Here is a 19,152-nt window from a genome sequence, read left to right on the forward strand (position 1 = left end):
ATGCTGCGCTGGTTTATTACCATTTTTATTGCCGTCATCGTGTTTTCCGCCGCTTTGCCGTGGCTGGAAAAATTTGGCATAGGCCGCCTGCCCGGCGATATACGTTTCAAGCTGTTTGGCAAAACCATCTTTTTGCCATTCGCCTCTACTGTTTTGTTATCTACTGCCATTTTTTTAGTGGCGCGCCTGTTTTGAGTGGCCTCGGGCATTGTTTAGCGAGGGATAAGTAATGATTCGTTGGGTTGCAGTGATTTTTATCGGTCTGACCGTGTTTTACGCCCTGATCCCGTGGGTGATCGAAAAGCTGGGCGTGGGGCGGCTGCCTGCCGATGTGCGCTTCCAGCTGTTTGGCCGGATTTTTGTCCTGCCCTTCGGTTCCACCGTGTTATGGTCGGCCATTGCCTTCCTGATCGCGGAGATCGTAAAACGTACCTGCCTGTTTTGCTAAAACGCCCGAAAACCCACGTTTCACGCAGCTAGTTTTGTGATTTTTCTGGCATTTGGCGCGCTAATGATATTATTCACGACTTATCAACAGTAGGGCTGGCGGGTAGAAACTGCGAGTTCCCTTAGTAGTGGACATATTTATTATCCTGGGTTTGATCCTGGTCAATGGCGTTTTTGCCATGTCTGAAATTGCGATCGTTACCTCCAAACGTATTCGTCTCCAAAAATTATCTGAAAACGGCAGCCGGGGTGCACAAGCGGCACTTGATCTGTCCGATAGTCCTAGTCGCTTCCTTTCCACCATCCAGGTTGGCATTACGCTGATCGGTATTTTCAACGGTGCGTTCGGTGAAGCTTCGCTGGTCGAACGCCTCACGCCTGAAGTTGCCCTGATCCCCGTCCTGAACGTCTATGCGCGCGAAATCGCTTTGGGTGTGGTGGTGGTCGGCATTACCTTCGCTTCGCTGATCCTGGGTGAACTGGTACCCAAGCGCATCGCGATGCAATATCCGGAAGTTGTCGCGTCAGTAGTGGCTGCACCCATGCTGTGGCTGTCGCGCCTGATGGGGCCTTTCGTCAAAGTGCTGACCGGCACTACCGAATTCATCCTGCGCGTGCTCGGCATGCATCACAAGAAAGATGATGCGGTGACCGAAGAGGAAATCGCCGGTTTGTTCCGCGAAGGCACCGATGCCGGCCTGTTTGAAAAGACCGAGCACGATATCGTCTCGCGCGCCCTGCGCCTGGACGACCAGCGTGTGGCCGGCCTGATGACACCGCGCCTGGATGTGCACTTTATCGATCTGGAAGATCCGATAGAAGTGAACCTGGCCAAGATTGCCGATAGCTCCTACAACCGCTTCCCGGTGTGCAAGGGCGATATCTCGCATGTAATCGGTATCGTCCACGCCGGCAGCCTGTTTGAACAGGCGATCCGTGGCAAGGCCATCAATACCGTCGATATCGCTGCTGCGACCCGTCCACCCTTGTTCGTGCCGGAAACCATCAGCGCGATGCAATTGCTGGAAACGCTGAAGAAAAACCGCGCCGAATTGGCGCTGGTCATCGATGAATACGGTGAAATCGAAGGTATTGTCACCCTGAGCGACGTGCTGGGCGCCCTGGTCGGTGATGTGTCGGTGATCGATGAACACCATGAAGTCGATGGTGTACGCCGTGACGATGGTTCATGGCTGATCGATGGCGGCGTTTCCTTCGACCGTTTCCGCGAATTGCTGGAAACCGATGTACGCTTCCCGGAAGAAGCATCCGGTACTTACCATACGCTGGCCGGTTTCGTGATGACCTTCCTCGGCCACATTCCGCAAATGTCTGACTCCTTTGAGTGGGAAGGCTATCGCATCGAAGTGGTGGATATGGACCGCAACCGTATCGACCGCTTGTTGATTACCAAGCTGGATCCGGGACCGGACGACGTGTTACCGGACGAAGCGGGTTGAGCTTGAGCTGATGCAGTATTAAAAAGGGCCGGATAATTATCCGGCCCTTTTTGTTTGGCGCTACCCGACTTACATGGAGGCACGGTAAAACACGTAGTCGGCCTGGTATTTGACGATTTGCTTGGCACCGACATTGCCGGCACCACAGGCGGAAGCCGGTGCTGCTCCACCGACGGTATTCAGACGCTGGATGTAGGTGATGTCTGCCATGGCGCCCTTGCCCATGGATGGGTTGGCCTGGACCAATTGCAACGGGATGGAACCGGGGTTAGGGGAGACCGCCAGTTGCTTGCCGGTGACTTTGCTGCCATCGTTGGCTTCCCAGGTCGGGCCACCATAATATTTGCCCACGGCCATCTTATTGCTGTCATACAAGATGGCGTCCGGTCCTGCCAGCACCCACTCGAATGCGCCTGCCATATTTGCTTTGGCGCGACACTGATAGGTCAGCTCACCAATACCGACGGTCTTCATCACGACTTTGTTGCCCGCCGGGACTGTCACGGCGGCTGGCGCATCCGGTGTGCTCATCATCATGCTGGAGCAAGCTGTCAGTGTCAGCGCGGCAACACCGGCGAGTAGGGTAATTTTTGTGTGCATGGAAGTCTCCTGATTATGGATAGGGTTTCGCAATACGTTTAGCCATATAGGCTCTGGATGAGGGCTGGCTGGCACCCTCATCCATATACGTACCCTCTGTCCATGCAGATTCAAAAAACTTGCCTGATTTCCAATGATGGTTTTACAGCCGGCAGCAGTGAGGTCTATATACTGGTTTATCTTGTTGCTACCGGCTTCCACTATGCGAGCACTTACTCTGGAAGAACTGCGCGACCGCCATGGTGCGCGTTATAAATGGCTGGTCTTGCTGACCTGCATGATAGGCAGCGTTGCAGCCATCCTCTCGTCGACCATCGTCAACGTCGCGATCCCCGACCTGAGCCGTTACTTCGCATTGGGGCAGGAACGGGCGCAGTGGGTCTCGACCGGTTTCATGCTGGCGATGACCTTGTCGATGTTGCTGACGCCATGGCTATTGCTGCGCTTTGGCTTGCGTCGCACTTACGGCGGCGCGATTTGCCTGCTGCTGATCGGCGGTGTGGTGGGCGGCTTCAGTATCAATTACCCGATGTTGCTCAGCATGCGGGTGCTGGAAGGGCTGGCCTCCGGCGTGATGCAACCGATACCGGCAATTGTTATCTTGCGCGCGTTTGACCAGCACGAGCAGGGCAAGGCGATGGGTATCTTTGGCTTTGGCGTGGTGTTGGCACCTGCAGTCGGTCCCAGCGTTGGCGGATTCCTGGTTGAATTGTTTGGCTGGCGTTCGATCTTTTTCGTCGTCGTGCCGCCCTGTTTGCTGGTGCTGGTACTGATCCAGCGCTTCCTGGCTTCTTATACCCCGGTACCGGATAGCGACAAGCCGCTGGACTGGAAGGGTTTGTTATTGATAGGTGTGAGCATAGTCAGCCTGTTAAATGGTGTGGTCGAGTTGCGTGGCGATATGCCACAAGCGGTCATCCTGCTAGTGATCGGCGTTGCGACTTTAATCGGCTTCATCCTGTACCAGACCCGGACCAGGGCCGAGCCTTTAATGAATATGCAATTGTTCCGCCATCGACAGTTTGCCATGGGTGCACTGGTGGCTTTCATTTACGGCATGGGCTTGTTTGGTTCGACTTATCTTTTGCCTATTTATATGCAGATGGCGATGAATTACGCGCCGTCGCAAGCCGGCCTGGTATTGCTGCCGGCCGGCATCGTGCTGGCCGTGACCATACCGTTGGCCGGCCGGTTGGCAGATCGCTATCCGCCCAATATATTGGTGGCGATCGGCTTATTCCTGTTGGCAAGCTCCTTTGCGCTAATGGCCAATGGTTCGCCTGCCACCAGTTACCTCGCATTGATGGCGTGGGCGGTGATCGGGCGTATTGGTTTGGGTTTCGTGTTGCCGGCGCTGAGCCTGGGCGCTATGCGCGGATTGGATATCGGGCTGGTGGCGCAAGGCGCGAGTGCGATCAACTTCGTGCGACAACTGGGTGGGGCGATAGGGGTCAGCCTGGTCGGGGTAGTGCTGGAATGGCGTATCGCCTTGCACCAGGCGCAGTCAGCCTTGGGTGCTGACAATCATCGCAATGCTTTTAATGAAACCTTTTTCCTGGTTGCCGTACTGTGCGCAATCGCCGTCGTCGCGGCCTGGTATATGCGAGAAAAACCCATGACGAAAGATCAATAAGCGATAGAAAAATGAATGTGACTTATGGTTAAAAGGCAATAAAAGTGCGTGTCTTTTGCCGGCGGGTATGGTCTAGTTAGGTGTGCAGGAATTTCGCTGTAATCCGCAGCAAGCAAGTCGTACAACATAATCGGTACAACGCATCAATAGATTGCAGTAGTAGATCGCGGTAATAAATCACGGCAGTAAATTGTTTCGGTCGGACGGTGTGCTCAACCAAGTTGGCAGGACTTTCTCAGACGGATTTACATGCAACAGATTAGCGAACACAACACTGTGCCCGCGACGGATGATGCTCCGGTGCGCACTGCCGCGCCCGACAGCCAGCCGCATGGTTCCAAATCCGCCAAGTCTGCAAAAATCCATGTGGTACGCGCGCGGCGCCAAACCATACTCAATCACCGCAATCGTCAAAACGCACGTCTGCAGCGCCTGTTGCTGATCGGCTTATTCGGCCTGTTTTACCTGGTCGGCGTGGCAGTTTTCTATATGCATGGCCTGGTTGACCATGTGGCATTGACGACGTCGACGGTCTTGATCACCAGTACGGTATCTTTTTTCTATCTGTGCTTTTTGGTCGGCTGGAATAATCGCGCACGCGAAAAGAATCTGCGCGTCCCGATCAGCTTGTGCGCGATCGGCATCATGTTGCTGATGTCGTATATGGCGCCGGCAACGCAAATCCTGTTTACGCCCTTCCTGTTCCTGACGATGACTTTTGTCTTGCATCGCGTGTCACCGAAGATGATGTTCTTGCTGACGATAGTGACGCTGTGCGGCTACCTGCTGGTGATTGTCGTGCACTACCAGCAGTATCACGATTGGGCGATGTTGCAACTGGAAGGTGCCTTGTTGTTGAGCCTGTTGTTGACCTTGCCCGGATTCGTCGTGTTGGCGAGCCGTATGCAGCAATTGCATAACGCCCTGTTCAAGGCGACCCGCAAGATCAAGGATATTGAAGAAGATGCGCGCCGCGATGTCTTGCTCGGTTGCTTCAACCGGCGCTATATCGTCGCAGCGCTGGAGCAGCAAAAGCGGATGGCGGATGAAAGTGGCGCACCTTTGTGCCTGGCGGTGATTGACCTCGACCATTTCAAGCGCGTCAACGACGAGGCGGGTCATCTGGGCGGTGATGAAGTCTTGCGCACCTTCGCCCGTGTGGCCGAGAGCAATGTACGCAAGCACGATATTTTCGGGCGCTATGGCGGTGAAGAATTCCTGTTGGTCTTGCCGGAGACGCCACTTTCGGCGGCGCTGAATATCTCCGAACGCATACGCACGCAAATCGAACAGCATGATTGGCAGGGCAAATTGCGTAACCGTGTCACGGTCTCCATCGGACTGACGCAATACATTGCCGGTGAATCGGTGCTCGATTTGTTTTCGCGTACCGATACGGCGATGTATATGGCCAAGCAGGGTGGCCGCAATCAGGTCGTGGTCGAAGCGGCGGCAGCCGATGGTGTGAACGGCTGAAGTTTGCAATCGGATATTTGACCGCAGGCCTCACCTCTTGCATGTTTGGCATCTTGGCTTGGAATTGTGTCTTTTGTGTGGCCGTATTGAAGGGGAGAGCAATTAAATTGCGCTGACACCGTTTAACAAATGTAATATTGTTCTACGGAAAGATTCCCTTTGTACTCGTGCCTAAGGCCAGGTGCACCATCTCATTTGGCGTTGAAATACCATGCAAGAACTTGCCGGACTTACCGCATTGATCATCGAGCCGCATGCCGGCATGCGTGCCAGCATCCACAATATGCTGAGCATAGGCGGCATAGGCAAAATCGAGTACGCCGCCGGTTCCGGTAGCGCAATTCGCCCCTTGAAGCACAAGCAGTTCGATCTGGTGATCTGTGAATATGATTTGGGCGAAGGGCAGGATGGCCAGCAATTGCTGGAAGACCTGCGTCATCACAAGATCATGCCGCCGTCGACCGTCTTCATCATGGTGACTGCCGAGCGCAATCATGAAAAAGTCGTCAGCGCTGCGGAGTTGGCGCTGAACGATTACGTGCTTAAGCCTTTCACCGCAGAAACCCTGATGGACCGGATTGCGCGCGCAATCGACAAGCGCAACGCACTTAGCCCCATCTACCAATTGATAGAGCAGGGCAATCTGAGTGATGCGATCAATGGCTGCGTATTGGCAGAACGCGCGCAGCCACGTTACCAGGCCGAATTCATGCGCTTGCGGGCCGAGCTGCATATGACTTTGGGCGAGTTGCCCGAGGCAGAGGCGATATACGCCGAGATCTTTGCCAAGCGTTCGATAGCCTGGGCCCGCCTTGGCCTCGCAACCAGCCTGTTCATGCAGGACCGCCTGGAAGAAGCGGAAGAAATGTTGAGTTCGCTGGTTTCCGAGAAAAGACAATTCCTTGAAGCCTATGACTGGCTGGCGAAAACGCAGGAAGCCCGGGGCATGCTGCCACAGGCGCAAGCTACGCTGGAACATGCGGTCATACGTTCGCCCCATGCCTTGCAGCGCTTGCGCAAGCTGGGTAATGTGGCGCTGGAAACCGGCGATATCGATACCGCGCACAAGGTATATCAGCAAGTGATCAACAAGGCGAAATTCTCCGAGTTTCGTGAGCCGGAAGACCATGTGCACTTGGTTCGCACTTCGATTGCGAAGGGTGAATTGCAATTGGTGCCACCCATTATTCGCGATCTCGCAAAATCACTGGCGAACGTCAAGAAAACGCCGGCCTGCCGCGCTTTGGCAACCGCCATGCTGCATAAACATAACGGCGAAGACGAACAAGCCGTTGAGGAACTGGAAGCGGCGGTGCTGGCGTGCAAGGAAGCGATAGGCTTGTCCAGCGATACCAAGCTGGCCCTGGCGCAGAATTGCCTGGACAGCGGTTTGGAGCAGGGCGCGGTTGAAGTGATGACTTCGGTCGTCGGCAATGCGTCTACCAATGTCGCCATGACGCGCGCGATGCGCTTGTTCCGTGAAGCAGGGCGCGAGGATCTCGCCAAGCGTGTGACACGTGAAAGCAAAAGCCAGGTGGTGGACCTGGTGTCAGCTGGTGCCGAGAAGGCGCGCCTGGGTGATTACCACGGTGCAGTGGCACTGATGTCGGAAGCGGCGGAGCGATTACCGGAAAATCCGCAAGTCGTTTTCAATGCAGCGGTCGCGGTATTGAAGTGTCTCGATAGCCTGGGTTGGGATGTGCAACTGGGGGAGCAGGCGCGCAGCTATATCGCGAATGCGCGTCGCCTCGATCCGCGCAATCCGCGCCTGTCGCTACTGGCCAGCATGTATCGTGACATCCTTAAAAAATATGCGATGGAACGCGTCTACGGCGTTCCGATCAAGGCCCTCAATACGGCGCCGCAAACTGAAAAGCAATAAAGCCGATGCTGGTCGCCGCGGTTTAAGGTGCGACCAGGATGGCTTTCACCAACTCCGGCGGACGGCCAATGGCGGCGCGCTGATTGAAGCGCACGATAGGTCTTTGCAAGAGCTTCGGATGGCTGGCGAGGGCGTCCAGCAGTTGCGCGTCATTCGCATTGCTTAACTGCAGGGCGCTGAATTCATCTTCATTGTCGCGCACCATCGCCGCTACGCTGACAGGGCCTTCGGATTGCAGCAGCTGATGCAATTCAACGAGTTGCTGGCGGCTCAATGGCGTTTTTTGATAATCGACGACATTCAATTCCAGTCCTTGTTGCGCAGCGAATGCTTCGGTCAGGGCCAGGGTTTCGCGGGATTTTGAGCAGCGGGGATTGTGATAAATGGTCAGCATGATGTGATTCGAATTGTGTGGGGAAGGATGCGACATTATGCCGTTTTCGGCTTGCATCATTGGCGTCGCCGGCCGCAAGGTTGCCGAAGTTGAAAGGGCGCGCCTATAATCAAGGCAAGATCCGGTGAAATGATGTTGGTTTGCGCGACATTCAGTAATTTTATGTATTTTTAAACAATTCGGGTTACTTGTGGATAGTTCGACGATAACTGTTGTCTTACCCATACTCGATTTAAAAGTGATGCCATGTCTGACAATTCCGATAGCAATTTGCCGCCCGTACCAAAGTCCGTACCTCCTGAAGCAACCTCGCCCAGTGAAGCCACACCGCCGCCAGCTGCAGTGCCCAGCGCAGAGCCGCAAGTAGGGGCGGTGCCGTCGCCGGCTTCTTTCAAAACCAAGCCGGATTTCGGCAAGCACAGTGTGCCAGCCTACCAGATGCCGGACGATACGCCATGGAAGCAAACCTGGCGCATCTTTCAGGCGCGCCTGCAAAGCCTGTCCGAGCAAGTTGGCCGACGCCTGACGCAGCGCACCTTAAAGATAGGTGTTTCAGCGCGTATATTCCATCCCGAAAGCGGTGCCAAGGGTTTGCAGGCGAAAACGCTGCAATATCTGGAAGAATCGATTGCACAGTGGGTGATGTCGCGCGATGTGCTGGTCCTGATGATCCCGACCGTGAATACCAATGGCTTGCTGCATCCGAGCAAGATACGTTTGCGCGATTACGCGAAACATCTGGATGGCCTGGTACTGCAAGGCGGTGCCGACGTCGCACCGCAGACCTACTCGCAAACCGCGACCCGTCCGGAGTGGAGTGGCGATAGCTCACGCGATATGTATGAGCTCGAGTTGTTGCATGAATTTATTGAGGCCGGCAAACCGGTGCTGGGCATATGCCGCGGTTGCCAGTTGATCAATGTTGCCTTTGGCGGCACCTTGTACCAGGACATTGCGACCGATGTGCCGTCGGCAATGCTGCATGTCAATGACTTGTACGATAGTCATCGCCATGAAATCGCCTTCCCGCCTGGTTCATCGCTGGCTTCGCTGTTCCCGGGCCACACTTCGCCACTGGTCAATTCCATTCACCATCAGGCGGTGCGCGATCTGGGGCGCGACCTGACCATAGAAGCGATATCGCAAACCGACAATATTGTCGAAGCGGTACGTTATACCAAGGCGCGTTTTGTCATGGGTTTGCAATGGCACCCGGAATTCCATCGTGCCGGTGGCTCCGAACTGCTGGACTGCACGCCCATCCTTGATAATTTCCTACGTGCAGCAAGGGAAACGCGTTTCTGATCCCCCTTTGACCCCACCCTTGGCTAAGCATCTATAAAAATATTTTAAAAAAATAGGTGTAGAAGCGTAGCAAATTGTTGACAAGGGTGACCGACTCCCATATAGTTTGGGGTTCCCCGCGGAGGGGTGGCCGAGTGGTTAATGGCAGCAGACTGTAAATCTGCCCTCTTACGAGTACGCTGGTTCGAATCCAGCCCCCTCCACCAAGGTTTTCGCAGTAAATCAGTAAGAATAAGCAGCAAAAAAGAGATGTGCAGTGGTGACCCTCGCGGGTGTAGCTCAATGGTAGAGCTGAAGCCTTCCAAGCTTATGACGAGGGTTCGATTCCCTTCACCCGCTCCAGTTTTTTAAAGGTTGGACGTGCCGCAGTTGTTGGTATCGGACGGCTAGTTTGCCCTTTTAGCTCAGTGGTAGAGCACTCCCTTGGTAAGGGAGAGGCCACGTGTTCAATCCACGTAAAGGGCACCATAGAATTCAGTAGTTCATTTTTTCGGTAAAGTCGGTCGGGCGTGTGCCTGAACATTCTCATCAAAATTGTTAGGAGTCTAAGATGGCAAAAGGCAAATTCGAGCGGACCAAGCCGCACGTGAATGTGGGCACAATTGGTCACGTCGATCATGGTAAAACCACACTGACAGCTGCGATCGCGACTGTTCTGTCGAAGAAATTCGGCGGCGAAGCAAAAGGCTACGATCAAATCGATAACGCGCCGGAAGAAAAAGCGCGCGGTATCACGATCAACACCTCGCACGTTGAATACGAAACCGAAACCCGCCACTACGCACACGTAGACTGCCCAGGCCACGCCGACTATGTTAAAAACATGATCACCGGTGCTGCGCAGATGGACGGCGCGATCCTGGTTTGCTCCGCAGCAGACGGCCCAATGCCACAAACCCGCGAACACATCCTGTTGTCGCGTCAAGTTGGTGTTCCATACATCATCGTGTTCCTGAACAAAGCGGACATGGTTGATGATGCAGAATTGCTGGAACTGGTTGAAATGGAAGTGCGTGAGCTGCTTTCGAAATACGAATTCCCAGGCGACGACTTGCCTATCGTTAAAGGTTCGGCAAAATTGGCGCTGGAAGGCGACACCGGTCCATTGGGCGAGCAAGCAATCCTGGCCCTGGCTAACGCACTCGACACCTACATCCCAACACCAGAACGCGCAGTTGATGGCGCCTTCCTGTTGCCAGTAGAAGACGTGTTCTCGATCTCGGGGCGCGGTACCGTTGTTACCGGTCGTATCGAACGCGGCATCATCAAAGTCGGCGAAGAAATCGAAATCGTTGGTATCCGTGATACCCAAAAAACCACCTGTACCGGTGTTGAAATGTTCCGCAAATTGCTGGATCAAGGTCAAGCTGGTGACAACGTTGGTGTATTGCTGCGCGGTACCAAGCGTGAAGACGTGGAACGTGGTCAAGTTCTGGCAAAGCCAGGTTCGATCAAGCCACACAAACACTTCACAGGCGAAATCTACGTTCTGTCGAAGGATGAAGGCGGTCGTCACACACCATTCTTCAACAACTACCGTCCACAGTTCTACTTCCGTACAACGGACGTAACTGGCTCGATCGAGTTGCCGAAAGACAAAGAAATGGTAATGCCAGGCGATAACGTGTCGATCACAGTAATGCTGATCAACCCGATCGCGATGGAAGAAGGTCTGCGTTTCGCGATTCGCGAAGGTGGCCGTACCGTTGGCGCTGGTGTTGTAGCTAAAATTATTGAGTAATAAATGAATACTGCGGCGATCTCGATGTTGAGATCGCCGCAAGTGGTTCAGGTAGTGGTAGTGTAAAAACCGTAGGGGCGTAGCTCAATTGGCAGAGTGTCGGTCTCCAAAACCGAAGGTTGGGGGTTCGAGGCCCTCCGCCCCTGCCACCGATTCAGGTGCAGGGCATCGAAAGTAAAGTGTATGGCTAATCAACCCGTAGAAACTGTTGGCGCGTCAGGCGATAAGATTAAGATCGTTTTGGCGATTCTTGCCGCAATCGCGGGCGTAGTCGGATTCTATTTTTTGTCGGATAAAGCGACGGCTGTCCGCGCCGCTGCATTGGTTGGTGGTTTGGTAGCGGCGATTGCGATTGCGTGGACTTCCGCGTCAGGTCGCGATTTCCTCAATTTTTCAAAAGAAGCAGTTCGCGAAACCAAGAAAGTAGTTTGGCCAACACGTAAAGAAGCATTGCAGATGACCGCAATCGTTTTCGGTTTCGTCTTGGTCATGGCGCTTTTCCTGTGGGGTACGGATAAGTTACTCGAAGTTGTGCTGTACGACCTGATTTTGGGCTGGAAAAGATAATGAGCGACAATATTCAGGATGACGCGCAAGGCGGTGCCCAAGGCGCCGCTGCAGCAGCTTCCACAAGTAAAAAACGTTGGTACGTCGTGCACGCCTATTCCGGTATGGAAAAGAGCGTGCAACGTGCGTTGATAGAGCGCGCAGCACGTGCCGGCATGGAAGATAAATTTGGGCAGATTCTGGTGCCTACCGAAGAAGTGATCGAAGTCAAGAATGGTCACAAATCGGTTAGCGAACGCCGCTTCTTCCCTGGTTATGTTCTCGTCGAAATGGAAATGACCGACGAAACATGGCATTTGGTTAAGAATACGAACAAAGTGACCGGTTTCATCGGTGGCAAGTCCAACAAGCCTACCCCGATTCCGCCGCACGAAGTCGACAAAATCATGCAGCAAATGCAGGATGGCGTCGAAAAGCCGCGTCCAAAAGTGTTGTACGAAGTGGGCGAGCTGGTACGTATCAAGGATGGTCCGTTCACCGATTTCAACGGCAATGTCGAAGAAGTCAATTACGAGAAATCCAAGGTTCGTGTTTCAGTCACGATTTTTGGCCGCGCTACCCCGGTAGAGCTGGAATTCGGTCAAGTCGAAAAAGTCTGATTCAATAAGTGTTAACGCAGGCCGGAGCGTCTGGAACGTCAAGTTCCAAAAATCCGGAAGCAGTAAAAAGAGGAGCCCCAGTAATAAGCCGTATGGCAAGTGAACAGGCGCTACCACTCAATCAATGTAGGAGCCATCATGGCAAAGAAAATCATTGGTTTTATCAAGCTGCAAGTTCCAGCTGGTAAAGCAAACCCATCCCCACCAATCGGACCTGCACTGGGTCAACGTGGCCTGAACATCATGGAATTCTGCAAAGCGTTCAACGCACAGACCCAAGGTGTTGAGCCAGGTATGCCAATTCCGGTTGTAATTACAGCGTTCGCGGACAAATCATTCACTTTCGTGATGAAAACCCCGCCGGCAACGTACCTGATCAAGAAACATTCGGGCGTAACCAAAGGTTCGCCGAAGCCACATACCGACAAAGTCGGTAAGTTGACACGTGCGCAAGCTGAAGAAATCGCTAAATTGAAAGCCCCAGATCTGACCGCTGCTGACTTGGATGCTGCTGTACGCACCATCGCTGGTTCGGCACGTTCCATGGGCATCACGGTGGAGGGTCTGTAATGGCTAAGTTATCGAAACGCGTAAAAGCATTTAAAGCAAAAGTTGACCGTACCAAAGCGTACCCGTTCGACAATGCAGTTGCTTTGATCAAAGAATGCGCATCGGCAAAATTCGATGAATCGATCGATATTTCGGTTCAATTGGGTGTTGATGCCAAGAAGTCCGACCAGGTAGTTCGTGGTTCGGTTGTTTTGCCAGCTGGTACCGGTAAATCGGTTCGCGTTGCAGTATTTGCAACCGGCGAAAAAGCAGAGCAAGCGAAAGCTGCTGGTGCAGATATCGTTGGTATGGATGACCTGGCTGAGCAAATCAAAGCCGGCAACATGCCTTTCGACATCGTTATTGCATCGCCAGACACCATGCGTATCGTTGGTACCCTGGGTCAAATCCTGGGCCCACGCGGCATGATGCCTAACCCGAAAGTCGGTACTGTTACTCCTGACGTAGCAACTGCAGTTAAAAATGCAAAAGCTGGTCAAGTTCAATACCGTACTGACAAGGCTGGCATTATCCACGCCACCATCGGTCGTAAATCGTTCTCCGACGAAGCGCTCAAATCCAACTTGTTGGCTTTGATCGATGCGTTGAATAAAGCCAAGCCAGCGACCAGCAAGGGTGTTTACCTGCGTAAAGTTTCGCTGTCGTCGACGATGGGCGCTGGTGTACGCGTCGATCAATCGACCCTGGCTGCTTAAGTATTGAATTAAGTCCCGTTGCCGATTCGGCAGCGGGCGCATCTTTGGGCTGGACCTGATTCGTAGTATTGAAGAGGGTCCAGGCAATCAAAGACCGTTGGGCGGCGTGCATGTAGTCAGTGTGCAAAGTTAAATGTGGATTCGGCAACGATGCCATACCCAACGCAGATGGTGAACCCGAACAAGTTTTGTAGTCTCTTCGCTGGCTTGCCAGTATGAACTCCTAACTTCGGACGCCGTGTTCGAACCGATGTGAGGCAAGCAATCAATGATGATTGTGTATCCGCTGAACATCATTTTTGGAGGTTGATCTTGAGTCTCAATCTGAATGACAAAAAGGCCGTAGTCGCCGAAATCTCTGCCAAAGTTGCATCGGCACAGACCATCGTCGTGGCCGAATACCGTGGCATCCAGGTTGGTCACTTGACACAACTGCGCGCCAAAGCGCGGGACCAAGGTGTGTACTTGCGCGTATTGAAAAATACGCTCGCACGTCGCGCTGTTGAAGGTACCGCATTTGCCAGCCTCGCTTCCGAAATGACCGGTCCGTTGATCTATTCGATCTCGGATGATGCCGTTGCAGCAGCAAAAGTCATCAGTGACTTTTCTAAAACCAACGACAAACTGGTCGTCAAAGCGGGTAACTACGCAGGTAAGCCGCTTGATAAAGCAGCTGTTACAGCGTTGGCAAACATCCCTAGCCGTGAAGTCCTGCTGGCCCAAGTTTTGGGCATGATGCTGGTTCCGGTTGCGAGCTTTACGCGTGGTCTGGCTGCTCTTGCTGCTAAAAAAGCTGAAGGCGCTGAGCCTGTCGCTGCAGCAGCACCAGCCGCCGAATCGACCGAAGCAGCAGCGGAATAAGGGATGCCGCATTAAGCGGCGCCCTCGCTCTTGTTTCGACGCATTCGCGTCAGTACCAATCAGATGTATTTATTGAAAAAATTTAGGAGTTTCAAATGGCAATTAGCAAAGACGACATCCTGGAAGCCGTAGGCAACCTGACAGTTCTGGAACTGAATGACTTGGTAAAAGCATTCGAAGAAAAATTCGGCGTATCCGCTGCTGCAATGGCTGCTCCAGCAGCTGGCGGCGCAGCTGGTGGTGCCGCTGCTGAAGAACAAACCGAGTTCACCGTTGTTCTGGCCGATTTCGGCGCGAACAAAGTTGGCGTGATTAAAGCAGTTCGCGAAATCACCGGCTTGGGCTTGAAAGAAGCGAAAGACCTGGTTGATGCAGCACCAAAACCACTGAAAGAAGGCGTTTCGAAAGCAGACGCAGAAGCAGCGAAGAAAAAACTGGAAGAAGCTGGCGCAAAAGCCGAGATCAAGTAATCTCGATTTGCCCGCGCGACTTTACAGCGCCCGAGTCAAAGTTCGAAACCTCCCGAAAGGGCGGTTCGGCTTTGGCTCCTTTGTCGTTCTTGATTCTATGTGGCCAAGGGCAGACTTGATGGACTTCATGTAATCTTGTCAGCATTTGGTTGTTAAAGGGCAGAGACTTGAGGTTTCAATGTTTCGAATTGTGCAATGTTTGCAATTCGGCAATGCAGCCTGAATCCTGAATTCTCTATCCTTCCCTGTCACTCACGGAGTGTCCATGCACTACTCATTTACTGAGAAAAAGCGCATTCGCAAATCATTCGCGAAACGCGCTAACGTTCACAACGTTCCGTTCCTGCTGGCGACCCAGCTCGAGTCTTACCACGGCTTTTTGCAAGAAGACAAGATACCGTCCCAACGCAAAAATGAAGGCTTGCAATCCGCCTTCACGTCTATTTTCCCTATCGTTTCGCACAATGGTTTTGCGCGTCTCGAATTCTTGTCATATGTGCTCGGCGATCCGCCGTTCAACATTAAAGAATGCCAACAACGTGGATTGACCTACGCGTCACCTCTGCGTGCCAAAGTTCGTCTGGTGATCCTGGATAAGGAATCGCCAACCAAGCCTGTCGTTAAAGAAATGAAAGAACAGGAAGTCTACATGGGCGAATTGCCTTTGATGACTTCGACCGGTTCCTTCGTGATTAACGGTACAGAGCGCGTTATCGTGTCGCAGTTGCATCGTTCGCCAGGCGTGTTCTTTGAACATGATCGCGGCAAGACGCACTCGTCCGGTAAATTGCTGTTCTCCGCACGTATCATTCCTTACCGCGGTTCATGGCTGGACTACGAATTCGATCCGAAAGACATCCTGTTCTTCCGCGTCGATCGTCGCCGCAAGATGCCTGTCACGATCCTGTTGAAGGCAATCGGCATGACGCCGGAACAAATCCTCGAAAACTTCTTTGTTTTCGACGATTTTGCATTGCATTCCGATGGCGCCGAAATGGCTTTCGTCGCAGAACGCCTGCGCGGTGAAGTTGCTCGTTTTGACATCACCGACAAAGCCGGCAAAGTGCTGGTGGCAAAAGACAAGCGTATCAACAGCAAGCACGTGCGTGACGTGGAAGCTGCCGGCATCAAGAATATCTCGGTACCGGAAGACTACCTGCTCGGCCGTATCCTGGCGAAAAACATCGTTGATAAAGAAACCGGCGAAGTCATTGCCAACGCCAACGATGAATTGACCGAAGACCTGCTGGCACGTCTGCGCGAAGGTAAAGTCACCAATATCCAGACCTTGTACACCAACGATCTGGATCAAGGCGGCTACATCTCGCAAACACTGCGTATGGATGACACCACCGATCAGATGGCAGCGAAAGTCGCTATCTATCGCATGATGCGTCCAGGCGAACCGCCAACCGAAGATTCGGTTGAAGCCTTGTTCAACGGCTTGTTCTACAACGCAGATCGCTACGACCTGTCGGCTGTCGGTCGTATGAAATTCAACCGTCGTATCGGTCGCGATGAGCTGACCGGCGACATGACCTTGTCGAACGACGACGTACTGGCCGTGATCAAGATCCTGGTTGAGCTGCGCAATGGTCGCGGCGAAGTCGATGATATCGATCACTTGGGTAATCGTCGCGTACGTTGCGTCGGCGAATTGGCTGAGAACCAATTCCGTGCCGGCCTGGTGCGTGTTGAGCGTGCTGTCAAGGAACGCCTCGGCCAAGCCGAAGCTGATAACCTGATGCCGCATGATCTGATCAACTCCAAGCCGATTTCGGCTGCGATCCGTGAATTCTTCGGTTCGTCGCAGTTGTCGCAGTTTATGGATCAAACCAATCCATTGTCGGAAATCACGCACAAACGTCGCGTTTCCGCTCTCGGACCTGGCGGCTTGACCCGTGAACGTGCCGGCTTTGAAGTACGTGACGTGCATCCGACCCACTACGGGCGTGTATGTCCGATTGAAACACCTGAAGGCCCGAACATTGGTCTGATCAACTCGCTGGCTCTGTATGCCCGCCTGAACGAATACGGTTTCCTGGAAACCCCATATCGTAAAGTCGAAGGCAGCAAAATCACCGACCAGATCGATTACTTGTCCGCGATTGAAGAAGGTCGTTACATCATCGCCCAGGCGAATGCGACCATCGACAAATCGGGCGCGCTGTCAGATGAATTGGTTTCCGCACGTGAAGCCGGCGAAACAATTCTGGTATCGCCAGAACGTGTCCAGTACATGGACGTTGCGCCAGGCCAGGTTGTGTCGGTTGCTGCTTCGCTGATTCCGTTCCTCGAACACGATGATGCGAACCGCGCATTGATGGGTGCCAACATGCAACGTCAGGCAGTTCCTTGCTTGCGTCCAGAGAAAGCATTTGTCGGTACCGGTATCGAACGCACCGTGGCAGTTGATTCGGGTACGACAGTACAGGCATTGCGTGGCGGTATCGTTGATTACATCGATGCAGGCCGTGTCGTGATTCGCGTCAATGATGACGAAGCACAAGCGGGTGAAGTCGGTGTAGATATCTACAACCTGATCAAGTACACCCGTTCGAACCAGAACACCAATATTAACCAACGTCCTATCGTGCAAGTCGGCGATCGCGTTGCAAAACATGACGTCATCGCTGACGGCGCATCGACAGATCTGGGCGAATTGGCCCTGGGTCAAAACATGCTGGTCGCGTTTATGCCATGGAACGGTTACAACTTCGAAGATTCGATTCTGATCTCCGAAAAAGTTGTGGCTGATGACCGTTACACCTCGATTCATATCGAAGAGTTGTCGGTTGTTGCACGTGACACCAAGTTGGGTGCGGAAGAAATCACACGTGATATCTCCAACCTGGCTGAGAACCAACTGGCACGTCTGGATGAATCCGGTATCGTCTACATCGGTGCAGAAGTGACCGCTGGCGACACCCTGGTCGGTAAAGTAACGCCTAAAGGCGAAACCCAACTGACACCGGAAGAAAAACTGCTGCGCGCGATTTTCGGCGAAAAAGCATCCGACGTAAAAGATACATCGTTGCGCGTACCGTCCGGCATGGTCGGCACCGTCATCGACGTGCAAGTGTTTACACGTGAAGGCATTCCACGCGACAAACGTGCACAACAGATTATCGACGACGAACTGCAACGCTATCGTTTGGATTTGAACGATCAGCTGCGTATCGTTGAAGGCGATGCATTCCAGCGTCTGGAAAAAATGTTGATCGGCAAGGTCGTCAACGGCGGTCCTAAGAAAATCGCCAAAGGCGCGAAAATCACTAAAGAGTATTTGGACGATCTGGACAAATACCACTGGTTCGATATTCGCCCTGCAGACGACACATCGGCCAATGCTTTGGAAGCTATTAAAGAATCCATCGCTGAAAAACGCCATCAGTTCGATCTGGCATTTGAAGAAAAACGCAAGAAACTGACGCAAGGCGACGAATTGCCGCCAGGCGTACAGAAGATGGTCAAAGTGTATCTGGCAGTCAAACGTCGCCTGCAGCCTGGTGACAAAATGGCGGGTCGTCACGGTAACAAAGGTGTGGTATCACGCATCTTGCCTATCGAAGACATGCCGCACATGGCTGACGGTACACCAGCAGACGTCGTGCTGAACCCATTGGGTGTTCCATCGCGTATGAACGTTGGTCAGGTTCTGGAAGTTCACTTGGGCTGGGCCGCTAAAGGCCTGGGCTTGCGTATCGGCGAAATGCTGAATGCACAAGTACAAATCGCTGAACTGCGTAAATTCCTGGCTGCGATTTATAACGAATCCGGCAAAACGGAAGATCTGGACAGCTTCAGCGATGCAGAAATCCTGGAACTGGCTGGCAACCTGAAAAACGGCGTACCGTTCGCAACACCGGTGTTTGACGGTGCTGACGAAGGCGAAACCCGCCGCATGCTGGATCTGGCTTACCCGGATCACATTGCGAAGCAATTGGGTATGACCGCTTCCAAGAACCAGGTCACGATGTATGACGGTCGTACCGGTGAAGCGTTTGAACGTACAGTAACCGTCGGTTACATGCACTACCTCAAACTGCATCACCTGGTTGATGACAAGATGCATGCTCGTTCGACCGGTCCTTACTCGCTGGTTACGCAGCAACCACTGGGCGGTAAAGCTCAGTTCGGTGGCCAGCGCTTCGGTGAGATGGAAGTCTGGGCACTGGAAGCATACGGCGCGTCCTACGTCTTGCAAGAGATGTTGACCGTCAAGTCCGATGACGTGAATGGCCGTACCAAAGTGTACGAAAATCTCGTCAAGGGCGACCACGTCATCGACGCCGGCATGCCGGAATCCTTCAACGTTCTCGTTAAGGAAATCCGCTCGCTGGGTATCGATATCGACCTGGAACGCGACTGATGTAAAGCAGGGGAGAAGCGAGTCGCTTCTCCCTTCGCTGTTTGGAATTTGAAGTAAAAGTAGTCAGTAAAAAATAGTAG

Annotated in this window: 17 protein-coding genes and 4 tRNA genes; 19 read left to right on the forward strand and 2 right to left on the reverse strand. The window is 53.1% G+C overall.

Going from position 1 to position 19,152, the window contains the following annotated elements; genetic code table 11:
- From ACFQPC_RS13375 to ACFQPC_RS13385, 3 genes are all read left to right on the forward strand, one after another.
- On the forward strand, positions 1-195 hold the full coding sequence (locus ACFQPC_RS13375) for a DUF2905 domain-containing protein (RefSeq protein ID WP_382272417.1): 195 nt from the start codon (positions 1-3) through the stop codon (positions 193-195).
- Positions 196-229: 34 nt separating this feature from the next.
- Positions 230-448 carry a DUF2905 domain-containing protein gene (locus tag ACFQPC_RS13380; protein WP_382272418.1) on the forward strand — a complete coding sequence of 73 codons (219 nt, stop codon included), beginning with the start codon at positions 230-232 and terminating at the stop codon, positions 446-448.
- A gap of 127 nt (positions 449-575) precedes the next feature.
- Positions 576-1,907: a hemolysin family protein gene (locus ACFQPC_RS13385; RefSeq protein ID WP_012081269.1), complete on the forward strand. Its 1,332-nt coding sequence runs from the start codon at positions 576-578 to the stop codon at positions 1,905-1,907.
- Between the two features lie 69 nt (positions 1,908-1,976).
- Here ACFQPC_RS13385 and ACFQPC_RS13390 read toward each other — a convergent pair whose 3' ends face one another.
- Positions 1,977-2,507 (reverse strand): DUF3455 domain-containing protein, encoded by a 531-nt coding sequence (locus ACFQPC_RS13390; RefSeq protein WP_382272419.1) that lies wholly within the window; start codon positions 2,505-2,507, stop codon positions 1,977-1,979.
- 202 nt (positions 2,508-2,709) lie between these two features.
- On the opposite strand from ACFQPC_RS13390, the gene ACFQPC_RS13395 reads away from it, so the two are divergent.
- The 3 genes from ACFQPC_RS13395 (at position 2,710) to ACFQPC_RS13405 (ending at position 7,498) form a co-directional block, all read left to right on the forward strand.
- Entirely contained in the window at positions 2,710-4,140 is a 1,431-nt protein-coding gene (locus ACFQPC_RS13395) for an MDR family MFS transporter (RefSeq protein ID WP_382272420.1), read from the forward strand.
- 249 nt (positions 4,141-4,389) lie between these two features.
- Positions 4,390-5,616 (forward strand): GGDEF domain-containing protein, encoded by a 1,227-nt coding sequence (locus ACFQPC_RS13400; protein ID WP_382272421.1) that lies wholly within the window; start codon positions 4,390-4,392, stop codon positions 5,614-5,616.
- Between the two features lie 211 nt (positions 5,617-5,827).
- Positions 5,828-7,498, forward strand: coding sequence for a response regulator (locus ACFQPC_RS13405; protein ID WP_382272422.1), 1,671 nt, complete (start codon positions 5,828-5,830; stop codon positions 7,496-7,498).
- Positions 7,499-7,520: 22 nt separating this feature from the next.
- On the opposite strand, the gene arsC is transcribed toward ACFQPC_RS13405, so the two are convergent.
- Positions 7,521-7,892 (reverse strand): arsenate reductase (glutaredoxin), encoded by a 372-nt coding sequence (gene arsC / locus ACFQPC_RS13410; RefSeq protein ID WP_382272945.1) that lies wholly within the window; start codon positions 7,890-7,892, stop codon positions 7,521-7,523.
- Between the two features lie 246 nt (positions 7,893-8,138).
- Between arsC and ACFQPC_RS13415 the strand changes: the two genes are divergently transcribed.
- The 13 genes from ACFQPC_RS13415 (at position 8,139) to rpoB (ending at position 19,072) form a co-directional block, all read left to right on the forward strand.
- On the forward strand, positions 8,139-9,197 hold the full coding sequence (locus ACFQPC_RS13415; RefSeq protein ID WP_382272423.1) for a gamma-glutamyl-gamma-aminobutyrate hydrolase family protein: 1,059 nt from the start codon (positions 8,139-8,141) through the stop codon (positions 9,195-9,197).
- Positions 9,198-9,317: 120 nt separating this feature from the next.
- Positions 9,318-9,403: transfer RNA gene (locus tag ACFQPC_RS13420), tRNA-Tyr, on the forward strand.
- A 62-nt stretch (positions 9,404-9,465) separates the two neighbouring features.
- Positions 9,466-9,539 (forward strand) — tRNA-Gly (locus tag ACFQPC_RS13425).
- A gap of 51 nt (positions 9,540-9,590) precedes the next feature.
- Positions 9,591-9,665, forward strand: a tRNA-Thr gene (locus ACFQPC_RS13430).
- Positions 9,666-9,747: 82 nt separating this feature from the next.
- Positions 9,748-10,938 (forward strand): elongation factor Tu, encoded by a 1,191-nt coding sequence (gene tuf, locus ACFQPC_RS13435; RefSeq protein ID WP_382272424.1) that lies wholly within the window; start codon positions 9,748-9,750, stop codon positions 10,936-10,938.
- Between the two features lie 73 nt (positions 10,939-11,011).
- Positions 11,012-11,087 (forward strand) — tRNA-Trp (locus ACFQPC_RS13440).
- Between the two features lie 34 nt (positions 11,088-11,121).
- On the forward strand, positions 11,122-11,505 hold the full coding sequence (secE, locus tag ACFQPC_RS13445; protein WP_382272425.1) for a preprotein translocase subunit SecE: 384 nt from the start codon (positions 11,122-11,124) through the stop codon (positions 11,503-11,505).
- Positions 11,505-12,104, forward strand: coding sequence for a transcription termination/antitermination protein NusG (nusG, locus tag ACFQPC_RS13450; protein ID WP_012081262.1), 600 nt, complete (start codon positions 11,505-11,507; stop codon positions 12,102-12,104). Before secE ends, nusG begins: the two co-directional genes overlap by 1 nt.
- Positions 12,105-12,242: 138 nt before the next feature.
- Positions 12,243-12,674 carry a 50S ribosomal protein L11 gene (rplK, locus tag ACFQPC_RS13455; RefSeq protein WP_012081261.1) on the forward strand — a complete coding sequence of 144 codons (432 nt, stop codon included), beginning with the start codon at positions 12,243-12,245 and terminating at the stop codon, positions 12,672-12,674.
- Positions 12,674-13,369, forward strand: coding sequence for a 50S ribosomal protein L1 (rplA, locus tag ACFQPC_RS13460; protein ID WP_124575663.1), 696 nt, complete (start codon positions 12,674-12,676; stop codon positions 13,367-13,369). Before rplK ends, rplA begins: the two co-directional genes overlap by 1 nt.
- A gap of 312 nt (positions 13,370-13,681) precedes the next feature.
- Positions 13,682-14,230 (forward strand): 50S ribosomal protein L10, encoded by a 549-nt coding sequence (rplJ, locus tag ACFQPC_RS13465; protein ID WP_012081259.1) that lies wholly within the window; start codon positions 13,682-13,684, stop codon positions 14,228-14,230.
- A 95-nt stretch (positions 14,231-14,325) separates the two neighbouring features.
- Entirely contained in the window at positions 14,326-14,700 is a 375-nt protein-coding gene (gene rplL, locus ACFQPC_RS13470; RefSeq protein WP_012081258.1) for a 50S ribosomal protein L7/L12, read from the forward strand.
- 265 nt (positions 14,701-14,965) lie between these two features.
- Positions 14,966-19,072, forward strand: a complete 4,107-nt coding sequence (gene rpoB, locus ACFQPC_RS13475) for a DNA-directed RNA polymerase subunit beta (RefSeq protein ID WP_382272426.1) — start codon at positions 14,966-14,968, stop codon at positions 19,070-19,072.
- Positions 19,073-19,152: the final 80 nt, after the last annotated feature.

This window comes from Herminiimonas glaciei, from assembly GCF_042664955.1.
In the GTDB taxonomy this organism is placed as follows: Bacteria; Pseudomonadota; Gammaproteobacteria; order Burkholderiales; family Burkholderiaceae_D; genus Oxalicibacterium; species Oxalicibacterium glaciei.

Excerpts from the sequence above, each read along its gene's own strand:
- ACFQPC_RS13375 (WP_382272417.1), top strand. The coding sequence starts at position 1 with ATGCTGCGCTGGTTTATTACCATTTTTATTGCCGTCATCGTGTTTTCC.
- rplK (WP_012081261.1), top strand. The coding sequence starts at position 12,243 with ATGGCAAAGAAAATCATTGGTTTTATCAAGCTGCAAGTTCCAGCTGGT.
- nusG (WP_012081262.1), top strand. The coding sequence starts at position 11,505 with ATGAGCGACAATATTCAGGATGACGCGCAAGGCGGTGCCCAAGGCGCC.
- ACFQPC_RS13380 (WP_382272418.1), top strand. The coding sequence starts at position 230 with ATGATTCGTTGGGTTGCAGTGATTTTTATCGGTCTGACCGTGTTTTAC.
- rplL (WP_012081258.1), top strand. The coding sequence starts at position 14,326 with ATGGCAATTAGCAAAGACGACATCCTGGAAGCCGTAGGCAACCTGACA.
- ACFQPC_RS13405 (WP_382272422.1), top strand. The coding sequence starts at position 5,828 with ATGCAAGAACTTGCCGGACTTACCGCATTGATCATCGAGCCGCATGCC.
- tuf (WP_382272424.1), top strand. The coding sequence starts at position 9,748 with ATGGCAAAAGGCAAATTCGAGCGGACCAAGCCGCACGTGAATGTGGGC.
- ACFQPC_RS13400 (WP_382272421.1), top strand. The coding sequence starts at position 4,390 with ATGCAACAGATTAGCGAACACAACACTGTGCCCGCGACGGATGATGCT.
- ACFQPC_RS13390 (WP_382272419.1), bottom strand. The coding sequence starts at position 2,507 with ATGCACACAAAAATTACCCTACTCGCCGGTGTTGCCGCGCTGACACTG.
- secE (WP_382272425.1), top strand. The coding sequence starts at position 11,122 with ATGGCTAATCAACCCGTAGAAACTGTTGGCGCGTCAGGCGATAAGATT.
- rplA (WP_124575663.1), top strand. The coding sequence starts at position 12,674 with ATGGCTAAGTTATCGAAACGCGTAAAAGCATTTAAAGCAAAAGTTGAC.
- rpoB (WP_382272426.1), top strand. The coding sequence starts at position 14,966 with ATGCACTACTCATTTACTGAGAAAAAGCGCATTCGCAAATCATTCGCG.
- arsC (WP_382272945.1), bottom strand. The coding sequence starts at position 7,892 with ATGCTGACCATTTATCACAATCCCCGCTGCTCAAAATCCCGCGAAACC.
- ACFQPC_RS13415 (WP_382272423.1), top strand. The coding sequence starts at position 8,139 with ATGTCTGACAATTCCGATAGCAATTTGCCGCCCGTACCAAAGTCCGTA.
- ACFQPC_RS13395 (WP_382272420.1), top strand. The coding sequence starts at position 2,710 with ATGCGAGCACTTACTCTGGAAGAACTGCGCGACCGCCATGGTGCGCGT.